A 20,443-nucleotide genomic window follows, 5' to 3' on the forward strand; every position below is an offset into this window, starting at 1 on the left:
GGGGCGGCTCCGCCCCGGGTCTTCGTTGCCACCGGTCAATCCTGAACCACCGGAACATGGCCCCCCAGACCCGGTCTGATCGGCTGTCCCGAACTCGAGGCAGGGAGCACAAGGTCCGGTGAAAGTGGAATATAGCTGACCAAACGGTTCGAGCACGCCGACGCGCGGCCGAAAATGGTGACCGTTGCGCCGGTGGCGGCGCCGATTCAAGGGTTGCGACCGGATCCGGACACGGGTCGACGCCCCGCGGTGCGGCGCCGCGGGGCATCGACGGTGGCGGGTTACAGCGTGTCGACGAAGGCCAGCGTGCGCTGCCACAGCAGCCGGGCCGACTCCTCGTGGTACTCGGGCTGGCCCGGGTCGGCGAACAGGTGGCCGGTGATCGGGTACTCGAACAGCTCGAACGCCGCGCCGGAGGCGCGCACGCTGGCCGACAGACTCTCCACCGCGCCGGGTTGCCGCCACGGGTCGTCCTTGGCGTAGTGCACCTGCACCGGCACCGCGGACGGCCAGGCCGGCACGGCGAGCATCTCCAGCGGCAGCGCCGCGTGCATCAGCACGGCCCCGATCACGCCGGGCCGGGTGGCCGCGACGAACTCGGCCGACACGCCGCCGTTGGAGAACCCGGCGCAGACCAGCCGGTCCGACAGGTCCTGGGTGGCCCGCGTGGTGCGGGCGATCATCTCCGGCACGCCGATCTCCTGGTAGCGGGCCAGCGCGGTGTCCATGTCGTCGAACACCTCGCCCTCGTACAGGTCGGGCGTGTGGACGGTGTGCCCGCCGGCGCGGAGCTCGTCGGCCGCGCTCAGCACGCCGGGCAGCAGCCCGAGCACGGAATGGAACAGCACGATTTCAGCCATGGGATATTTCTACCAATGGAATAGTGGTTGACATAGCCCGGCTCACCTCAAAGAGTGGGTTCTGTATTGGTATGGAAATTATTTCGGGCAGGCCGAACAGAACGAGCCGCCGACGCGTCGCGGATTTCAGTCGGCGAACCGGGACAGACGGTGGGCGAACGCGTCGGCGAGCACCTCCCTCTCCTCGGCGGGACCCGTCCAGTGCACGTGCGCGCCGTCGCCGACGGCGACGACCCGCACGTCGATCGAGGCATACGAGGTCCAGGAGGCCAGCGCGGCCGGCACACCGGCCGACGGCGGCCGGTCGACGAGCATGGTGGCGAGCACCGTCGTGTCGGCGGCGGCCGCCGGCGGCTTCACGGTCGGATCCTGTCCGTACAGCTCCAGCACGCGGTCGGTGAAGCTGCCCGCCGCCGGGTCGACGGTGACCGGCAGCACCGACGTGAAGCAGCCGATGATCCGGTCGACGTCCTGGTGCACCCGTGCGCGCTGGAAGAGGCGGCGGACCAGGCGATGCCCGGCCGGCAGCACGTCGGCCAGCGCGGTCGTGAGCACCGCGCTCGGCGGCACGCCGATGATCGCCGCGTGCTCGCACAGGGCCGCCCACGTGGTCGGGTCCACCCGGTGGGAGCGGGCGGTGCGCGGGCGCGGCGTCGCTTCGCCGTACTCGACGTGGTCCGGTGAGGACAGGTCCTCCCACTGCGCGAACGAGTCCAGCGTGTAGTCCCGGAAGGTGATCGCCGGCAGCGGGATCGCGGCGTCGGGATCGGCGTAGCGGGCGGCCAGTTCGGGCAGCAGCAGCCGGTGCGCGCTGTCCGCGTCGACGACGACCCGGTGCAGCAGCAAGGTGATCCGGCCGTCGGCGGTGGCGTGCACGCGGTGCGGCGGCGCGTCGTACGGGCCGACACCGCCGACCGCGGAACCGTCGAAGACCGGCTCCGACACGGCGGTTCCGACGATCTGCGTGCCGTCCCGGCGGACGGTGGTGCGCAGCGCGTCGTGCGCCGCCACGAGCCCCCGCCACGCGGCCCGGAACCGGCCCGGGTCGAAGTCGGCGATCCGCCACCCGTACCGGTCGACGCCGTCGGTGCTGTCCCGTACGGAGGTGGCGAGCGCGAGTTGCCCGTGCGTCAAGGAAAACGGCTTCAGCCGGCCGACCGCGTCATGCACGGTGGGCAGGCCCAGCCGCGCGACCAGCACGGCGATGTCGGCGATGGTCGGGCGGCGCATCAGCTCGGCCAGCCCGATCAGCACCTCCTGCTTCTGCCACAGCACATCCAGCAGCCGGACGGCCAGGATGGAGTCGCCGCCGAGCTCGAAGAAGTCGTCGTACACGCCGATCTGCTCCAGATCCAGCAGATCCGCCCACAGGTCGGCGAGGAACTGCTCGACCGCGTCCCTGGGGGCCACGTAGGCCACGCCCAGGTCGGGCCGCCGCCGTGACGGCGCGGGCAGCGCGGCCCGGTCCACCGTGCCGTCGGGGCACAGCGGAATCGGCGTCAGCATGAACGTCGACGGCACCAGATGGGCCGGCAGCAGCTGGGCCAGCGCCCGACGGAGTTCGTACGCGCGGGTCGGCGCCGAGGGGGCGGGCTCGACGTACGCGACGAGCCGGCGTTGTCCGTCCGCGTCCTCGCGGGCCACGACCGCGCAGCGCCGCACGCCCGGCTGCGCCGCCAGCACGGCCTCGACGTCGCCGAGCCGCCCGCGCCGGCCTCGCACCTTGACCTCGTCGTCGGTGCGGCCGGTCACCTCGACCAGCCCGTACTCCCACAGCCGCGCCAGGTCACCGGTCCGGTACAGCACCGGATACGGGTCGCCGGCCATCGGGTTGGGCAGGAACTTCGCGCTGGTGTCCACCGGCCGGTTCAGATACCCGGCCGACAGGCTCTCCCCGGACACGCACAGCTCGCCGAGCACGCCCGGCGGCACCGGGCGCAGGTTCCGGTCCAGCACGTACATCCGGACGTTGGGCACCGGCCGTCCGACCGGCGGCACCAGCGCGCCGCGCTGGTCGGTGGACAGGTCGGCGGCCATCGCGGTCAGGTCGCAGGTGGCGACGACGTTGGCCTCGCTGGAGCCGTACACGTTCAGCACGTCGAACGGCAGCCGCGGCGACGGCCAGGTCCGCACCCGCTCGCCGGCGATCCGCATCGACGTCAGCGCGCAGTCGTCGGGCCACTCCAGCGACCACAGCCGTTCGCCCATCGCGGTCAGCTGGAGCGTGTGCGTGATCCGCCGGGACAGCAGCCAGTCGCGCAGCGCCTCCGGGGAGGCGGCGGTCGCCGCGTCGGGGATGTGCACCGGGGCCCCGGAGGCCAGCACGGGAAAGCAGTCCACCTCGACCATGCCCAGCGCGGCCGAGCACAGCCAGCTGCCGCGGGAACCGGCGGTGATGGCGCATTCCTGACGCAGCACGTGGATCGTGTTCCGCATCGGTCCCTGGCGCAGCAGCACGGCCTTCGGCTCGCCGGTCGAACCGGACGTGTAGACGAGATGCCCCACCGATTCCGCGGTGATCACGCCGCGTGGGTTGACCGCGGGCCGCTCGCGCCAGGCGTCGTCGTCCAGGTCGACCACGGTCGGGCCGGCCGGCAGCCGCCCGGCGAACTGGTCGCCGGTGATCACGACCTGGGCGCCGGAATCCAGCAGCAGCAAGGAAAGCCGCTCAGCGGGCCAGTCCGGCGCGAGCAGCACGGCGGCGCCGCCGGCCTTGAACACGGCCAGCTGCGCGAGCAGGCTCGGCGCCCCGCGCTCGAACAGCAGCGCGACCCGGTCGCCGTCACGGACGTCAAGGGCGCGCAGGTGGGTGGCCAGTCGGTTGGCCGACGAGTCCAGCTCGCCGAAGGTGGTGGTGGCGCCGGCGTCGACCACCGCGGGCGCGTCCGGAGTGGTCAGGGCGACGGCCTCGACCAGTTCGTGGAAGAACTGCGGCGGCACCGGTTCGGCGGTGTCGTTCCAGGTGTGCAGCACGTGGTCGCGGTCGTCCGCGCCGAGCAGCGAGATGTCCCCGACCAACCGGTCGCCGCCGGCCCGCAGCAGGAGCCGCAGGTGTCGCGCCAGCCGGTCGACGGTCACGTCGTCGAACAGCCCGTGGTCCACGATCAGCGTCGGGGTCGGGCCGGAGACGTCCAGGGCGAGATCGGCGCCGCACAGCTCGCCGGTGTCGGTGACGACCGTTCGGCACGCGTCGCCGTAGGGACCGGCCGCCGTGCGCAGCGCCGAATCCACCACCGAGGACACGGAATCGTCGGCACGGACCGAGACCCGCAGCGTCACCGGATCCCCGACGAGGCAGCCGATCAGCAGCTCGTGAGCGCCGGTGTAGCGGTGCAGCAGCATCGCCAGCGCCGCGACACCGGCCGCGACCGGCCGGCCGGTCGACGGCTCGACGGACAGCGCCCGGCGGACCGGGATGGCGGTCCGCCGCCGGGCCGGCGCCCGGTCGACGGGCAGCGCCCCGGTCACCTGCTCCTGGCTGATGGCTCGCCGCATGACACGACCCCCGTTGTCGTCAATGGGTGCCCGGTGCGCTCCCGAGGGGGAAGGAAAGCGCACCGGGCACGGTGTCACGGTCAGGCGACCGCGACGGCAGGATTCGGCTTGTTCCGCTTGACCAGCACCGCCGCGGAGAGCGCGCCGACGGCCAGCACGATCGACGCCACCAGGAACGCGACCTGGTAGCCGCTGGTCGCCGCCGCCGCGGCGGAGTGACCGCCGGCCAGCGCGCCGGACTCGATGCTCAGCGCGATCGCGACGATCACGGTCAGGCCGAGCGCCTGCCCCATCTGCTGCACGGTGGTCAGCACGCCGGAGCCGAGGCCGGCGTCCTCCATGGACACGTCCTGCAGCGCCGCGGCCTGTAGCGCCGGCCCGGTGATGCCGCCGCCGAGGCCGATCAGCACCGAGGCGGGCAGGATGCTCGTCCAGTACGTGCCGTCCACCGTGATGTACGACAGCATCAGCGTGCCCGCCGCACTGATCAGCATGCCGACGATGATCGCGTTGCGCGGCCCGACCTTGGGCAGCAGATTCATCGTCAGCATCATGCCGGCCAGCACGAACACACAGAACGGCAGCCACGCGAGGCCGCTCTGCAACGGGTTGAAGCCGAGCACCTGCTGCATGTACAGCACTGCCAGGAAGAACATCGCCGCGGACGCGCTGGCCTGGAAGATCAGCGCGATGTTGCCGGTCGCCCTGGTGCGGTTGGCGAAGAAGCGCAGCGGCACCAACGGGTTGCTCGACTTCGCCTGCACGATGACGAACAGCACCAGCGCCGCCACCCCGATGATCAGCGGGGTCAGCGTCGAGCCGGCCCCCCAGCCGTCGGTCGACGCGGTCAGCAGGCCCTGGATCACGGCGATCAGGCCACCGGTCACCAGCACCGCGCTGATCAGGTCGGGCCGCTTGCCGGACATCTTGCTCTCCGTGAGCAGCTTCGGGCCGAAGATCAGCGGGATCAGCGCCAGCGGGATGTTCACCAGGAACACCAGGCGCCAGCTGACCAGGTCGGTCAGCACGCCGGACAGCACGACACCGGTCGCGGAGCCCAGACCGGCCAGGCCTCCCCAGATGCCGAACGCCTTCGCCCGCTCAGCGGGGTTGGTGAACAGCAGTGCGACCAGCGCCATGGCGGCCGGTGCCGCGATTGCCTCGGCGATGCCCTGCGCGAACCGGCCGACGATCAGCACGGCCGGGCTCCAGGCCACCGCCGCGGTCAGCGACGCGACCGCGAACAACCCCGCGCCGGACAGGAACAGCTTGCGCCGGCCGAGCAGATCGGCCAGCCGGCCGCCGGCCAGCAGCAGGCCGCCCGCGGCCAGCAGGTAGCCGTTGACCACCCAGGTCAGACCGCCGGCGGTGAAGCCGAGGTCGTGCTGGATGGCCGGCAGGGCCACGTTGACGATCGTGGCGTCGAGGAAGATGATGAACTGCACGAACGCAAGGACCATGAGCGCTCGCCAGCGCCGCGGATCCGGGGTGGGCGTGGTCGAGGCGTCCTGGAAGTTCACCTCCCGCGCCTCCGCCGTCTTGGGCGTTTCGACATTGGTCATGGCCGTGTGACTCCCATCGGTCTCGGAGCGCTCCCGATGTGACACGGGAACTGATGGTGATGCGAAAGCTACGGAGCGTCGGTTATGCGCGGGTTCCGAGATCCCCGCGTGACCGACGGCGGCATTGCCGCGCCGTAACCCCTGGCTAACCCCCTCTTCCTAGGTTGACGCCGATGTGCGACTAGGAGGGGAAAGCTGTGGACGATTCCGTTTCGTGGGAACAGCAGACGGTCGGCGCCGGCCTGCCTCGTGCCCGCCGGCGCGGCGCGACCGGAGCGGTGTCGTACCGCACCGTGTCCGTGCGGGCGGCGACGACCGGGCTGGCGCGGGTCGTCGAGGCGGCCGTGGTCCTGCTGCACAGATACACCGGTGAGACCGACGTCGTGCTCGGCTGCGGCCGCGACGGCGCGCTCACGCCCGTCCGCGTGGCGGTGCGCGCCGACCAGCCGGTGACCGAGCTGGAGATCCCGGCGCTGCCCGAGGACGCCGACCTGATCGCGGTGCAGGGCGACACCCTGCGCATCACGGTGACCGTCGTTGGCATCACGCTCACCGCGCGCGCGGACGTGTTCGACAGCGCCGCGGTGCGGATGTACGCCAGGCACCTGGGCAACGTGCTGGCCGCGTCGCGCGAGGCCACCGTGGAGACGGTTCCGTTGCTGGACGAGGCCGAGACGGAACTCGCCCTGAACGGCTGGAACGACACCGCCGCCCCACTGGACCAGGAGTTCTTCCACGAGGCGGTGGCGCGGATCGCGCAGGAGCGGCCGGACGCCACCGCGATCGTGCACGGCGACCAGCGCGTCACCTTCGGCCAGTTGGACAGCTGGGCCAACAGCATGGCCCGCTACCTGGCCGCCGAGGGGCTGACCGTCGGCGGCCGCGTCGGTGTCTGCTTCGAACGCGGTGTGGCCAGTGTCGTCACCCAGCTCGCCGCCTTCCGGCTGGGCGCGACCGCCGTGCTGCTCGACCCCGAATACCCCCGCGACCGGCTGACCTACATGCTGGCCGACGCCGAGGTCGTCGCGGTCGTCACGCGGACCGGCCTGGAGGACAAGGTCGCCAACGCGCCCAAGACCGTGTTGTACGACGTGGCCCGGTGGGCGAACGCCGCCGACACCGCCGTGAGCATCCCGGTCACCGGCGACGACGTCTGCCACATCGCGTACACCTCCGGCTCCACCGGTGTGCCCAAGGCCGTCACGCTGCGGCACGGACCGATGCGTTCCCTCATCCACGCCCTGATCGACGAGTGCGGCATCGACGGCGACTCCCGTGGCACCTGGCTTTCCTCGCCCGGCTTCGGCCTCGTCGAGGTGGACCCGTTCCCGGTGCTCGCCGCCGGCGGCGCGGTGCACATCCCCGACGAGGAGACCGTCGCCTCGCCCACCCGCCTGCGCGAGTGGCTGCTGTCCGAGCAGATCACCCACAGCCTGCTGCTGACCGCGATGGCCGAGCGGCTGTGGACCATGGACTGGCCGGCCGACACGCCGCTGCGCACCATGCGGGTCGCCGGTGAGCGCGTCCGCTCGTGGCCGTCCGGCGCCCTGCCCTTCGACGTCATCAACGTCTACGGCGCGGCCGAGGTCGCGGTGGTGTCCACCGCCAACCTCAGCGCCATCGCCCGTCGCCTCGACGGCGAGCAGCTGGCCGAGCTGCTGCCGCCGGTCGGCAAGCCGATCACCAACGTGCGGACCTACGTCTTCGACTCGAAGCTCCGGCCGGTGCCGGTCGGCGTGCTGGGCGAGCTGTACGTCTCCGGCGCGTACCTACAGCCGTCCTACCTCAAGGCCCGCAACGGCGGCCCGCTCAAGTTCGTCTACAACCCGGTCGACGGCGACCCGAACGCGATCCTCTACCGCACCGGGGACGTGGCCCGGTACTGGCCGGACGGCCAGGTCGAGATCGTCGGCCGCACCGACAGCGAGGTGAAGGTCCGGGGCTACCGCGTGCACCTCGGCGAGATCGAGAGCCTGATCGCCGCGCAGCCCGGGGTCCGGCAGACCGCCGTGCTGGCCCGCGAGGACGACGGCGAGGTGCGCCTGGTCGCCTACATCGAGCCCGACCCGGGCGCGCCGGCGCAGGTGCGCGAGGTGCGCCGCGTGCTGCGGGACAAGCTGCCCAAGTACATGCGGCCCGCCGCGTACGTGGTCGGCGACCTGCCGACCACGGCCAACGGCAAGATCGACCGCGACAAGCTGCCGGCGCCCCCGCCGTCGCGTCCGGAGCTGGACACCGCCTTCGTCGAGCCCCGCGACGAGCAGGAGCGGGTGATCGCCGAGATCTGGCGGTCGGTGCTCGGCCTCGACGAGATCGGCGTGCTCGACGACTTCTTCGAGCTCGGCGGCGACTCGCTGCGCGCCGTCCGGGTGGTCGACGCGTTGCGGGACAACGGTTTCCAGGTCGAGCTGAACGACCTGCTGTCGGCGTCGAGCGTGGCCGCGGTGTCCAGGGTGGTGGAGCGCACGGCGCTGGAGCGGTCCGCGCCGACGACGTACCCGGTGCTCACCCACGACGCCGCCAGCCGGTTCGAACCGCATCCGCTGAACCAGAGCCAGCAGGCGCTGTGGATCGGCCGCGGCGACGCGATGGACTTCGGCGACGTCGGCTGCCACGGCTACTTCGAGTACGAGCACCCGAATCTGGACGTGGAGCGGTTCCGCCGGGCCTGGCAGGCCCTGCTCTACCGGCACGACCAGCTGCGCATGATCGTGCTGCCGACCGGTGAACAGCTTGTGCTGAGCGAACTTCCCGGCGACGGACTGACCGTCGTGGACCTCAGCGGGCACACCCCCGAGGAGGCCGAGCGGCTGGTCACCGAGACCCGCGAGTTCATGTCGCACCACGTGACGCCGAGCGACACCTGGCCGCTCAACGACATCCGCCTGACCCGCCTGCCCGGCGGCCGCACCCGGCTCCACTTCGGACTGGACATGCTGGTCACCGATGCGTGGAGCATCTACCAGGTCATCTTCCCCGACCTGATCGACCTGTACGAGACCGACGCCCCGCTGGCCCCGCTGGAGATCACCTTCCGGGACTACGAGGCCGGCAAGGCCGCCGTGCAGGCCGACTCCGTGGAGTACGAGCGGGCCAAGCAGTACTGGCTGGGCCGGCTGCCGACGCTGCCGGCCGCGCCGGACCTGCCGATGGTGCACAACCCGCGCACCAAGCCCAAGTTCGACCGGCGGGAACACGCGCTGTCGCCGCAGCGCTGGCAGCAGCTCACCGCGCGGGCCAAGGAAGGCGGCGTCACCCAGTCCACCGTGCTGATGGCGGTGTTCGCCGAGGTGCTGCGCACCTGGGCGAAGAACGAGCGGTTCACGGTGAACTTCCCGATCTCCGACCGGATGCCGCTGCACCCGCAGGTCGATCAGCTGATCGGCGACTTCACCAACACCATGCTGGTGGCGGTGGAGAAGGTCGACGGCACGTTCGCCGAGCGGGCCCGGGACATCCAGGAGCAGCTGTGGCGCGACCTGGCCCACCGGCACTACAACGGCGTCGACGTGCTGCGGGAGCTGGCCCGGCGGGACGGCGGCTCGCTGCGGCCGGCCATGCCGATCGTGGTCACCAGCCTGCTCGGGCACCCGGCCCGCCGGCAGACCAGCTCGTTCGGCGCCGAGACGTACGGCATCTCGCAGACCCCGCAGGTCACCCTGGACTTCCAGATCCGGGAGATCGCCGGCGTGCTGCACATGAAGTGGGACTTCCTCGACTCGCTGTTCCCCGACGGCATGATCGACGCGATGTTCGACGCCTACACCGGGCTGCTGGACCGGCTGGTCGACGACCCGGTGGCGTGGCGGCAGGAGCGGTTCGACCTGATCCCGCCGGCCCAGCGTGAGCAGTGGGAGCGGGTCAACGACACCGCCACCGAGGTGCCGTACGTGCTGATGCACGAGGTGGTCGCGGAGATCGCGGTCAAGAACCCGGACGCGCCGGCGGTGATCGCCACCGACCGGACCGTCAGCTACGGCGAACTGCACTCGCGGGCCAACCAGATCGGCCGCCGGCTGCGCGAGCTCGGCGCCCGGCCGAACGCGCTGGTCGCGATCGTGATGGACCGCGGCTGGGAGCAACTCGTTGCCGTGTACGGCATTCTGACCGCCGGCTCGGGCTATCTGCCACTGGACGCGACGGCTCCCATGGATCGCCGGCACGCGCTGCTCGAGAACGGCGAGATCGAGATCGTGCTGACCCAGCGGCACATCGCCGAGCGCGACCCGTGGCCCGACGGCGTCCGGGTTCTGGTGGTGGACCGCGACTTCGACGACGTCGACGACTCGCCGCTGCCGTCGGCGCAGGAGCCGACCGACCTCGCATACGTCATCTACACGTCCGGCTCGACCGGCATGCCCAAGGGCGTGATGGTCGACCACCGGGCCGCCGCCAACCACGTGTACGACATCAACAAGCGCTTCGGCATCGGCCCGTCCGATCGCGGCATCATGACCGCAGGCCTGCATTTCGACATGTCGATCTACGACGTGTTCGGCATCCCGACCGCAGGCGGCGCGCTGGTGCTGCCGGCGCCGTCGAGCAGCCCCGACCCGGACCACTGGGCGGACCTGGTGCGCGAGCACAAGGTGACGATCTGGGGCGCGGTGCCGGCGCTGATCGAGACGGTGGTGACCCGGATCGAGACCACCGGCGGCGCACCGCTGGACAGCCTGCGCTACCAGGTGCTCGCCGGCGACTGGATCCCGCTGACGCTGCCCGACCGGCTGCGCGCCGTCGCGCCGAACGTGGCGGTGATCGGCTCCGGCGGCCCGACCGAGACGATCAACTGGTCGATCATCTTCGAGATCGGCGAGATCGACAAGGACTGGGTCTCCATCCCGTACGGCCGCCCGCTGAACAACCAGCGCTACCACATCCTCGACGAGCACCGCAGGCCACGGCCGCAGTGGGCCACCGGCGAGATGGTCGTGGGCAGCCCGATCGGCCTGGCCCAGGGCTACTGGCGGGACCCGGAGCGCACGGCGGCCAAGTTCTTCCGGCTGCCGGGCACCGGCGAGCGGGTGTACGCCACCGGCGACCTCGGCCGGCTGCTGCCCGACGGCAACATCGAGATCCTCGGCCGGGACGACTTCCAGGTGAAGATCAACGGCTACCGCGTCGAGCTCGGCGAGATCGAGTCGACGCTGGCCCGGCACCCGGCCGTGGACGCGGCCGTGGTCGTCGCGCCGGCCTCGGCCGGCGGCGGGCGGCGGCTGACCGCGTTCGTGGTGCCTTCCAGCGAGCTGGAGGTGGCCGACCTGACGGCGTTCCTGTCCGAGCGGCTGCCGAGCTACCTGGTGCCGGCGGACATCCGGCTGCTCGACGAGCTGCCGTTGACCCGCAACGTGAAGGTGGACCGGCTGGCGCTGACCGCGTTGGCCGAACGGCACGAGGTCGACGCCGTCGACGACGGGGAGGCGACGCCGCTGGAGCAGGTCGTCGCCGAGTTCTACGCGCTGGTGCTGGAACTGGAGGAAGTCGGGCTGGACAGCAACTTCTTCCAGTTCGGCGGGGACTCGCTGCGCGGCACCCGGCTGGCCGGCCAGCTCACCGAGGTGCTCGGCGTGGACGTCGGCCTGCGGGCGGTGCTGACCAGGACGACCCCGCGCGAGCTGAGCGCGGCGATTGTGGCGGAACCGGAGACCGGTCCGCTGGCCACCGCCATGGCGGTGGCGCTGATGGAGCTGTCGGACGGCGTGCTGGCTGACTCGGACGCGGCCTGAGCCGCGGCATGGAAAGGAACCTGTCGTGAGCAAAGCGTTGGCGCGTCTGACCGCGCTCAGTCCCCAACAGCGGGCCGAGGTGCTCGCCCGCGCCCGGGAGAAGGTCAGCGCCGGCCCGCGGGACGAGGCGGCGGCGCTGGTCGCGGTGCCGCGGGACGGCCGGCCCCTGCCGGCGTCCTACGTGCAGGAGCAGTTCTGGTTCATGGACCGGATGCAGCCGGGACTGCCCACCTACAACGCCCCGTTCTCGTTCCGGATCACCGGCCCGGTCGACGTCGACGCGCTGGCCGGCGCGCTGACCGAGATCACCGCCCGGCACGAGGTGCTGCGCACCCGGCTGGTGCTGGACAACGACCGCCTGGTGCAGCAGATCGTGCCGGCGTCCCGGGCGCGGACCCTGCTGGAGCGGGTGGACCTGACCGGGGCGACCGAGGAAGCCTTGCAGGACAAGGCTTTCGAGCTGGTGCGGACGGCGTTCGACCTGGACAACGGGTCGCTCGTGCGCACCGTGCTGGTCACCCGGTCGGAGACCGACCACCTGCTGGTCTGGGTCGGCCATCACTCCATTGTGGACGGACTGTCGTTCGGCGTGCTGGCCGAGGAACTGGCCGCGCTGTACGAGCCGGTGCGCACCGGGCAGCCGTCCGGCCTGCCACCGGTCGAGATCCAGTTCGCCGACTTCGCCGTGTGGCAAAGAGAAAACCTGGTCGGGCGCCGGGCCGATCTCGTCTCGTACTGGCGGCAGACGCTGGCCGGCGCGGTCGACCTCGACCTGCCGGTGGACCTGCCGCGGCCGCCCAAGCAGACCTACGACGGCGCCACCCAGTGGTTCACCGTGCCGGCCGGCGTGACCGCGTCGCTGCGGGAGCTCAGCCGGGGCGCCGGGCACACCCTGTTCATGACACTGCTGGCCGCGTACTACGTGCTGCTCGGCAAGCACAGCGGCCAGGAGGACGTCACCGTCGGCGTGCCGGTCTCCGGTCGGGGGCGGGCCGAGACCCAGACGATGATCGGCGCGTTCCTGAACACCATCCCGCTGCGCGCCGACCTGTCCGGCGACCCGACCTGCCGGGAGTTCCTGACCCAGGTCGCCGGCGTCACGCTCGACGGCTTCGCCCACCAGGACCTGCCGTTCGGGCAGCTGGTCGAGGAGCTCGTCGAGCTGCGCGACCCGAGTCGCAATCCCGTGTACCAGGCCATGTTCGGCTTCGGCAACACACCGGTCAGCGAGACCGAGATGCCGTTGGGCGACGGCGTGGTCATGGTGCCGCGCGGCGTCGCCAACGGCACCGCCCGGGTCGAGTTCGAGATCGTGCTGGAGGAGGTCGGCGACGAGCTCGTCGGGCGCCTGGAGTACAACACCGCGTTGTTCTCGGCCGAGACCGCCCGCCGGATGGCCGGCCGGTACCAGCAGGTGCTCGGTGGCTTCGCCGCCGACCTCGACCAGCGGCTGTCCGAGCTGCCACTGGTGACCGCCGACGAACTCGCCACCATCGAGCGGTGGAACGACACCGCCGCCGAATATCCGCTGGATTCCGCGCTACACGAGCTGATCAGCGCGCAGGCCGGTCGCACGCCCGATGCGGTGGCCGTGCGCTGCGCGGCCGGCTCGCTGACCTACCGTGAGCTGGACGAGGCCGCCAGCCGGCTGGCGAACCTGTTGTGGTCCAACGGAACCGAGCCCGGCGAGCTCATCGGTGTGTGCCTCGACCGGTCGTCGCAGGCGCTGGTCGCGCTGCTCGGTGTGTTGAAGGCCGGCGCCGCGTACGTGCCGCTCGACCCGACGTATCCGGTGGCCCGGCTGGAGTACATGCTGTCCGACACCGGCCTGCGCACGCTCGTGACGTCCGGCGGCCAGACGCTGCCGTTCGAGGCGCCGTCCGTGACCGTGATCGACACCGTCGACGCGGCCGGCTTCGACGCCGAGCCGCTGAACCTGCCCGGTGACACCGCCTACGTGATCTACACGTCGGGCTCGACCGGCCGCCCCAAGGGCGTGGTCATCGAGCACCGCTCCGCGGTGAACCTGTTCTACAGCATGCAGGAGCGGATTTCCCTCACGCCGGGGGATGTGCAGCTGACCGTCACGTCCCCGTCGTTCGACATGGCCGTGCCCGAGCTGCTGATGCCGCTGGTGTTCGGCGCGAGCGTCTATGTCGCGCCGAAGGAGGCCGCCGCCGACGGCGGCCGGCTCCTGTCGCTGCTCGTCGAGAGCCGCACCACGGTCCTCCAGGCGACGCCGACCACCTGGCAGCTGCTGGTCGACGCCGGCCTCGGCCGGGGCCAACTTCGCTTGGCCCTGTGCACTTCCGAGGCCATGCCGGCCGCCGTCGCCGGCGCGTTGTTCGACCGGGTGCCGGCCGTGTGGAACCTCTACGGCCCGACCGAGGCGACCGTTTTCGCCACCATGCACCAGATCGTCGCCGAGGACGGCCACTCCGCGCCGCCGATCGGCACGCCGCTGGGCAACACCACCCTGCACGTGCTGGACCGCTACCAGCGCACCACGCCGATCGGCGCCGTCGGCGAACTCCACATCGGCGGCGCCGGCCTGGCCCGCGAGTACCTCGGCCGCGCCAAGCTCACCGGCGAGCGCTTCGTCAGCCTCGACGGCGCCCGCGTCTACCGCACCGGAGACCTGGTCCGCCAGCGTCCCGACGGCACCGTCGAGTACTGCGGCCGTATCGACAACCAGATCAAGCTGCGCGGTTTCCGCATCGAGCTCGGCGAGATCGAGACCGTGGCCGCCGACCACCCGGGCATTCGCCGGGCCCTGGCCGCCCTGGTCGCCTTCGGCCGCGACGACCAGCGCATCGTCTGCTACCTCACCCCGGCCGACGGCGTCGTTCCGCCGACGGCCGAGGAGCTCCGCGAGCACGCCGGCGGCCGGCTGCCGTCCTACATGGTGCCGGCCCACTTCGTCGTCGTCGACGAATTCCCCCTGACCCCCAACGGAAAGGTCGACCGTGCCGCCCTCACCCGGCTGCCCGTCGGCGGCCCCACCTCCGTCGGCGAGCCGCCGCGCGGTCCCCTCGAGCACACGCTGGCCGACATCTGGTCCGACCTGCTCGGTGTGCCGGCCGTCGGCCGCGACGACGACTTCTTCGGCCTTGGCGGCCATTCCCTGCTGGCCATCCAGGCCATCGGCCGCATACGGGAGCGTTGCGCCGTCGCGCTGACCGTCGACATCGTCTTCGACAAGCCCACCGTCGCCCGCCTCGCCGTCGCGGTGGAGGAGCGCCAGGCCGAGGCCCGTGAGCTCCTGCTCGCCTGCCTGGCCCGCGTCGAGGGCATGTCCGAGTCCGCGGTGACCGCCATGCTCAGCGAGCTGGAGACCACCGTCCAGCAGTAGCCGCAGTGCCGAGAGCCCGGGCCCGCACGAAGGGCCCGGGCTTTCGTGTGTGGCGGCTCGGGCGGCGGCAGCGCCGGACAGCGCCGGACAGCGACAGCGCGAGGCCCCGTGTGCTTCGAGCACACGGGGCCTCGTCAACCACCGGCCTCAGCTGGCCTTCTGGGTCACCTCCTGTCCGTACAGCACGGCCGCCTGTCGCTGCGGGGCCGGCGAGTTCAGCACGAGCCGGCGATCCGCCGAGGCCACCGCGAAGCGGAGCCGGCGCATCAGGTCCGGCAGCTGTTCGACCGGAAGTGCTTGTGCCCCATCACACTTGGCCACCGACGGGTCGCAGTGCGACTCCACGATGATGCCGTCCGCCCCACAGGCCGCCGCCGCGAGAGCCAGCGGGATCACCCGGCCGCTGGCCCCGGCCGCGTGGCTGGGGTCGACGATCACCGGCAGGTGCGTCCGCTCCCGCAGCACGGTCAGGGCCGCGACGTCCAGGGTGAACCGGTAGCTCGACTCGAACGTCCTGATGCCCCGCTCGCACAGCACGACCTGCTCGTTGCCGCCGTCGAGCAGGTACTCGGCGGCCATCAGGGTCTCGTCGATGGTCGCGGCCAGCCCCCGCTTGAGCAGCACCGGCACGCGGGTGCTGCCGATCTCGCGCAACAGGCTGTAGTTCTGCATGTTCCGGGCCCCGACCTGCAACATGTCCACGGACTCGGCCAGCAGCGGCAGGTCACGCAGGTCCATGATCTCGGTGACGAACGGCAGCCCGGTGGCCTCGCGGGCCTCCAGCGCCAGCGACAGGCCGTCACGGCCGAGCCCCTGGAACGCGTACGGCGACGTCCGGGGCTTGAACACGCCGCCCCGCAACGCATGCGCCCCGCTCGCCCGCACGGCCATGGACGTCCGCATCATCTGGTCCGGCGTCTCCACCGAGCACGGCCCGGCGATCACGGTGAAGCCGTTCCCGCCGATCACCGACGAACCCAGCCGCACCTTGGACATGCCGTGCCGCGCGCCCAGCGCCGCCTTCGGATAGTCCGCGGTCAGCCCCTGCACGTGCACGACCTGGGGCAGCGCGCCGACCGCATCGCGGGCGGCGGCGGCCGAGGCCGAGGTGGACACCAGGGTGTCCGAGTGCACGTTCGGCGACTTGTCCACATCGGACAGTCGATCGACCACGTCGGACAGCTGATCCCGCGTGGTGTGTTCCTGCAACAGGATCACGGTGGTCACAAGTTCCTCCTTGCCAGCACGTCGACCGCGCCCGACCCGCGCCAGGACGGGAAGTCCACGCAGTTCGCCACGAAATTCCGCAACAGCCGCAGTCCGTCCTCGGTGCGGATGCTCTCCGGGTGGAACTGCACCGACTCGATGGGCAGCCATCGGTGCCGCAGCCCCATCACGTACCGGTCGTCGGTGGACCACGCGCTGATCTCCAGGCACGGCGGCACGGTGTTCTCCACCACCACCAGCGAGTGGTACCGGGTCGCGGAGAACTCCGGCGGCATGCCGCCGAAGACCCCGCTCCCGTCGTGCCGGACCTGGCTGGTCTTGCCGTGCATCAGGTGGCGCGCGGGAACCACCTGACCGCCGAAGGCCATGCCGATCGCCTGGTGCCCGAGGCACACGCCGAAGATCGGCACCAGCTCGCCGAAGGCCCGCACGATGTCCACGTGCCCGGACTCCGACGGGTGGCCGGGGCCCGGGCCGAGCAGGATGGCGTCCGGCCGCATGGTCCGGATCACGGTCTCGTTGACCTCGTTGGAGCGCAGCACCACCGGCTCCGCGCCGGCGGTCAGCAGGTACTGGCGGATGATGTAGACAAAACTGTCGAACGCATCCACCAAGAGGACTTTCACGGCAGCAGCTCCTTTCCGGTCACTGCCCAGTAGGCGGCGCTGGACTTGGCCAGCGTCTCGGTCCACTCCCGGTCGGCGTCCGAGTCGGCCACCACGCCGGCCGACGCGCGGGTGCGATAGGCGCCGTCGTTGTGCACCAGCGTGCGGATGCACAGCGACAGGTTGAGGTAGCCGCCCAGCCCGATCAGGCCGAGCGCGCCGGCGTACAGGCCCCGCCGCTGCGCCTCCACCTCCTCGATGATCTCCATCGCCCGGATCTTGGGCGCCCCGGTCATGGTGCCGGCCGGGAACATCGCCGCGATCACGTCGAAGGCGTGCGTGCCGGGCTCGATCCGGCCGACGACGGTGGACACCAGGTGCAGCACGTGGCTGTACTGCTCCACCACCATCTCGTCCCGCACGCCCAGCGTGTCCCGCGCGCAGATCCGGCCGATGTCGTTGCGGCACAGGTCGACGAGCATCACGTGCTCGGCGATCTCCTTGGGGTCGTTGCGCAGCTTCGCGCCGGCGGCGTGGTCGTCGAGCACGCCGCGCGGGATGGTGCCGGCGATCGGCCGCATGACGACCTCGCCGTCGACCAGCCGGACGAACAGCTCCGGGCTGGCCCCGACCACGGTGTGCTCCCGCACCGGCGCCAGGCACATGTACGGCGAGGCGTTGCGGGCCCGCAGCCGCTGGTAGACCTCCAGCGGCGTGGCCTCGCTGTGGAGGGTCAGCTCGTGACCGATCTGCACCTGGTAGATGTCGCCGATCGCGATGTGCTGCAACGCTTTGTCCACATGGGACAGATACGCCTCGCGCTCGACGTCGTCGTCGGTGCCGGTGACGTCCTGCTCGCCGGGAGCTGGTGGCGTGCCGGCCGTCCCGAGCAGGGCCGCCACCTCGTCAACGTCCAGGTCGGGCCAGCGCGCGGACTGGTGCACGAGCAGCTCGCTGCGGCCGGTCGCCAGGTCCTCGCGCAGCACGCCTTGGTACAGCACGAGATGCACGTCCGGCACCTGCTGGCCCCGGCGCACCAGGAACGGCAGCTCCTCGATGTAGTGCGCGGTGTCGTAGCCGAAGAACCCGAAGAACCCGAACTCGAAGCTCGTCGCCGAGCGCTCCGCGTCGAAGACGGACTCGACCGCGCGCAGCAGGTCCCACAGCGTTCGGTTGGTGCGCAGCCGTTGCACGCCGAACGCGCACTCCAGCCACGGCGCTGTCGCCGCCAGCACCAGCTCCCGCAGCTCGTCCGGCCCGGTGACCAGCACCTCGCCCCTGGTCACCGAGACGGCGAGCAGCTCGCCGAAGCCCAGCACGTTGTGGCGGCAGTCGTCGGCGGGACCGCCGGCCGACTCCAGCAGGCAGACCTGTGCCGGGCCGAAGCGCCCGGCGAGCGCGACGTAGGCGTCGAGCGCCCCGACCGTGGGGACGGGACGCCGGACCGTGCGTACGGCGGCTGTGCCACTTTCGCTCATCACGTACTCCTCGGCCCGCTCACGTCGTGATCGAGTACTGGAGGCGCACCTTGCGGGCGGCGAGCACGGCGGCGTCCGGTTCGGTGCGCAGGTCCAGGATCCGGGCCGCCTTCCAGCTGACGAACGCGCCGGTGTTGGTGATGGGGTCCAGTTCGGCCTCCACCGCAACGTCGGCGTGCACGCCGGCCCGGTCCCGCAGCCGCTCGGCGATGCCGGCGCGGACGGCGACCGGGTCGCCGCTGATCTCGGGCAGCAGGTCCAGCCGCACGGTGACGATGTCGGCCCCGGTCGGCGCCCGGTCGATGACCACCTGGTAGCCCAGGCAGCCGCGGACCCCTTCCAGCACGGTCGATTCCAGCTCGGCCGGCTGGAGCAGCCGCTCGCCCAGCGCGATCCGGTCGGCGGCCCGGCCGATCACCTCGACGACCGGCCCCGGCAGTGCAGAGCCGTCGGGGGCGGGGTCGATCCGCACCAGATCGGCCGTGCGGTAACGGATCAGCGGCTTGATGCCGTCGACCAGCATGGTCAGCACCAGCTCGCCCTCGCCGGTGGCGCCGCGCAGCTCGCCCGTGTCCGGGTCGACCAGCTCGGCGATGTAGTTCAGCTGCGACAGGTGCAGCTGCCCGGTCTTGGCGCCGGTCGCGATGCACAGCGCCTCCTGGGAGCCGTACAGCGTCGGGTACACCGTCGCCTGCTTCCACAGCGAGCCGACGTTGGCCCGGAACTCCGGCGTGCAGATCTCGCCGAGCACCAGGAACATCTTGATGTTCAGCTCGTCGAGCGACAGGCCGAAGTGCAGCGCCGCCTTGGCCAGGCTCAGGCACAGTGCCGGCGCGCAGACGATGACCTCGACGTTGAGCTCCTTGATCAGCCGCAGCGCCTTGCGGAAACCCACCCGCGGCGACTCCGGCCAGATCTTCACGTGGCAGGCGCCGAGGTTCGCGGTGACGTCGCTGAACACGTCGCCGAACGCGTACAGCTCGGACGGCCCCATCAGGCCGACGACGGGCTTGCGGTCGCCGAAGTGCTCGCGGAACAGCCGCCGCCAGGACTCCTCGACGGCGGCGTTGCTCGCCTTGATGTCCCGCGCGCTGCGCGGACACGGCGTGGAAACGCCGGTGGTGCCGGTGGTCTCGTAGTAGATCGCCGCGTCCGCGGGCGTGCCGGAGAGCACGTCGAACATCTCCCGGCGCAGGTCCGCCTTGGTGGTGAACGGCAGCCGGGACAGCGTCTCCGGCGTGATCGTCGAGACGTCGATGCCCTCGAAGTGGCGGCGGTAGAAGGGAGATCGCGCGGTGACGTGGTCGAGGACCGCGGCCAGCCGGCGTTCGTGCCACGCGGTCAGCTCCGCGTCGGTCACCGTGCCCGCCTGGTAGGGAGCGAGCACCGAGGCGTAGTCCTGCCAGAACTCGGCGTCGCCCGGGCGGCTCACAGGTGCTCCTGCAGCTCGTTGAGCGGCAGGCCGACGCGCTCGTTGCGGTCGCCGACGGACAGCGTCTCCTTGCCGGTCAGTTCGCGGTGCTCGGCCAGCAGGAAGATCATGTCGATCATGCGCTCGACCATCCGGCCGACGTTGGTCAGGCCCTCGTCGTCCTTGTGCGCGTCGCCCTTGTGCAGTGCCTGCACCTCACACGGGAACCCGCTGCCCACCACGATCATGCGGTTCAGCAGGGCGTTGACGGTCAGCTGCGCCCAGACCTCGCCGCCGCTGTAGCGCCGGGCGACCGAGATCACGCCCGCGACCTTGTTGGACAGCGGCCGGTCGAAGCGCAGGTAGCCGACGCCGGCCCGCTCGATGAACGTCTGCATCAGGCTGGCGGTGCCGAAGCCGTGCACGGGTGCGGCGAACACGATGCCGTCGGCGGCGATCATCTTGCTCACCGCGATGGGCACGTCGTCGGTCTGCGCGCACGGTAGCGCCCGGTCGTTGCAGTCGCCGCAGGGGCCGCAGCGCTGCATCCTCATCTCGCGCAGGTCGATGAAGTCCCACTGGGCGCCGCGGCGCTCCGCGACCGTCGCGGCGTAGCGCAGCACGTCGGCGGTGTTGCCATCACGCTCGGATCCGTTGATGGACACGATCTTCGGAATTATGGTCACGGCACTGACTCCTCAACGCGCGCGGTACGGGGCTGGGGTTA

10 protein-coding genes are annotated in these 20,443 nt (G+C 71.4%); 2 read left to right on the plus strand and 8 right to left on the minus strand.

Going from position 1 to position 20,443, the window contains the following annotated elements; translation table 11 throughout:
- Positions 1-281: 281 nt before the first annotated feature.
- From M3Q35_RS48275 to M3Q35_RS48285, 3 genes are all read right to left on the minus strand, one after another.
- Complete coding sequence (locus M3Q35_RS48275) at positions 282-860, minus strand: dienelactone hydrolase family protein (protein WP_273939404.1); 579 nt, start codon at positions 858-860, stop codon at positions 282-284.
- 126 nt (positions 861-986) lie between these two features.
- Complete coding sequence (locus M3Q35_RS48280; protein ID WP_273939405.1) at positions 987-4,355, minus strand: AMP-binding protein; 3,369 nt, start codon at positions 4,353-4,355, stop codon at positions 987-989.
- Between the two features lie 80 nt (positions 4,356-4,435).
- A complete protein-coding gene (locus M3Q35_RS48285) occupies positions 4,436-5,917 on the minus strand; it encodes an MFS transporter (RefSeq protein ID WP_273939406.1) in 1,482 nt (493 codons plus the stop codon).
- A 197-nt stretch (positions 5,918-6,114) separates the two neighbouring features.
- Here M3Q35_RS48285 and M3Q35_RS48290 point away from each other — a divergent pair, with 197 nt between their 5' ends.
- Positions 6,115-11,643: a non-ribosomal peptide synthetase gene (locus tag M3Q35_RS48290; RefSeq protein ID WP_273939407.1), complete on the plus strand. Its 5,529-nt coding sequence runs from the start codon at positions 6,115-6,117 to the stop codon at positions 11,641-11,643.
- Positions 11,644-11,668: 25 nt separating this feature from the next.
- Entirely contained in the window at positions 11,669-14,995 is a 3,327-nt protein-coding gene (locus tag M3Q35_RS48295; protein ID WP_273939408.1) for a non-ribosomal peptide synthetase, read from the plus strand.
- A gap of 147 nt (positions 14,996-15,142) precedes the next feature.
- On the opposite strand, the gene aroF is transcribed toward M3Q35_RS48295, so the two are convergent.
- Genes aroF through M3Q35_RS48320 form a run of 5 tightly spaced genes read right to left on the minus strand, consistent with a single transcriptional unit; the run spans position 15,143 to position 20,402 of the window.
- Positions 15,143-16,222: a 3-deoxy-7-phosphoheptulonate synthase gene (gene aroF / locus M3Q35_RS48300; protein WP_273939409.1), complete on the minus strand. Its 1,080-nt coding sequence runs from the start codon at positions 16,220-16,222 to the stop codon at positions 15,143-15,145.
- On the minus strand, positions 16,219-16,848 hold the full coding sequence (locus M3Q35_RS48305; RefSeq protein ID WP_273939410.1) for an anthranilate synthase component II: 630 nt from the start codon (positions 16,846-16,848) through the stop codon (positions 16,219-16,221). The genes aroF and M3Q35_RS48305 overlap by 4 nt, the downstream gene beginning before the upstream one ends.
- Positions 16,845-18,305 carry an anthranilate synthase component I family protein gene (locus M3Q35_RS48310; protein ID WP_273939411.1) on the minus strand — a complete coding sequence of 487 codons (1,461 nt, stop codon included), beginning with the start codon at positions 18,303-18,305 and terminating at the stop codon, positions 16,845-16,847. The genes M3Q35_RS48305 and M3Q35_RS48310 overlap by 4 nt, the downstream gene beginning before the upstream one ends.
- 19 nt (positions 18,306-18,324) lie before the next feature.
- The gene (locus tag M3Q35_RS48315; RefSeq protein ID WP_273939413.1) at positions 18,325-19,737 is read right to left on the minus strand and encodes a phenylacetate--CoA ligase family protein; all 1,413 of its coding nucleotides are present in this window, start codon (positions 19,735-19,737) and stop codon (positions 18,325-18,327) included.
- On the minus strand, positions 19,734-20,402 hold the full coding sequence (locus M3Q35_RS48320) for a flavodoxin family protein (protein ID WP_273939415.1): 669 nt from the start codon (positions 20,400-20,402) through the stop codon (positions 19,734-19,736). Before M3Q35_RS48320 ends, M3Q35_RS48315 begins: the two co-directional genes overlap by 4 nt.
- Positions 20,403-20,443: the final 41 nt, after the last annotated feature.

Origin of the sequence: Kutzneria chonburiensis (assembly GCF_028622115.1) — a bacterium.
In the GTDB taxonomy this organism is placed as follows: Bacteria; Actinomycetota; Actinomycetes; order Mycobacteriales; family Pseudonocardiaceae; genus Kutzneria; species Kutzneria chonburiensis.